Origin of the sequence: Pseudoalteromonas porphyrae (assembly GCF_001298125.1) — a bacterium.
Lineage (GTDB): Bacteria > Pseudomonadota > Gammaproteobacteria > Enterobacterales > Alteromonadaceae > Pseudoalteromonas > Pseudoalteromonas neustonica.
This window is the reverse complement of record NZ_LHPH01000064.1, coordinates 1-1,188: the sequence shown is the minus strand read 5'-3', so window position 1 is coordinate 1,188 and position 1,188 is coordinate 1. Positions and strand designations below refer to the sequence as shown.

Sequence of the window (1,188 nt, the reverse complement as noted above, 5' to 3'; positions counted from 1 at the left end):
CTCGCCGTCATTGGCGACAACGCTGACTGAGTCACTGCCATTAAAGTCACTGTTTGGTGTGTACACCAAACTATTGCCCGTTAAGCTTACGCTGCCATTGACCGCATCCGTCACCACGGTATAACTCAGGCTTTGCCCTTCAATGTCTTCGCCCGATAAGGTCACGGTTAAGGCCGTGTCTTCATCTGTTGAGACTGCTTGCCCTGCGAGCGTTGGCTTGTCGTTAATCGGGGTTATCGTTAATGATACGGTGACTTCATCCGAATCAACCTCGCCATCATTGGCCACAAACGTAAAGCTGTCTGCGCCATTCGCGTTCGCTGTCGGGGTGTAAAGCCAGCTGTCATTACTTTGTTGGATTAGGCTTCCTTTTGTTACCTCATCCACAATGCGATAGCTCAGTGTATCTTGGTCTACATCTGTCGCGACTAACGTCAATAAGATTGAACCATCTTCATCCAGTGTTTGCGCTTGTGCGCTGGCCACGGGTTTGTCGTTCACTGACGTTACTGTCATCGTCACTGTGGCAACATTTGAAACTGCACCTTGGCTGTCTTTTACTGTGTAGGTAAAGCTGTCGTCACCAAAGAAGTTGGTATTGGCTGTATAAATAATCGCCCCTGCACTGGTCACTTGCGTTTGCCCGTTCGCTGCATCACTCACAATTGTTACACTGCTTGCATCCAGACTGTCGCCCTCATCTACGTCACTGTCATTACCCAGTACGTTGACCTCAAACTGCCCTTCCTCTTGCAGTTGCGCCGTATTATCAAGCGCAACTGGTGCGTCATTAATGGCGTTAATCGTCAGTGTCACTGTGGCTGCTTGTGAGGCGAGCCCTTCACTGTCTGTCACTGTGTAAGTAAAGCTGTGAACGCCATTTATATCCGCTTTTGGCGTGATGGCTAAACTACCATCTAAATTCACGCTTACACTGGCAAAGCTGTATTCACCGACGCCATCGCCTTTATCTTCTAACAATACATTCGCGCCGTTAAATCCTTGGTCTTCAACGTCTGAATCATTCGCTAAAATGGCCACACTTGTTACTGTGTCTTCATCGGTAGTCACCGCATCATTCGCAACAACCGGGCGGTCATTCACTGCACCTATGTTAACGGTGACTGTTGCGGTGTTTGATACTAAACCATCACTGTCTGCAATGGTGTACGTGAAGGTGTCTTGGCC

General features: G+C 48.7%; 1 protein-coding gene. It reads right to left on the bottom strand.

The genetic code is table 11. The features are described from left to right. Positions 1-1,188: tandem-95 repeat protein (locus tag ADS77_RS21125; RefSeq protein WP_152960661.1), on the bottom strand; the 1,188-nt coding region annotated here is incomplete at both ends.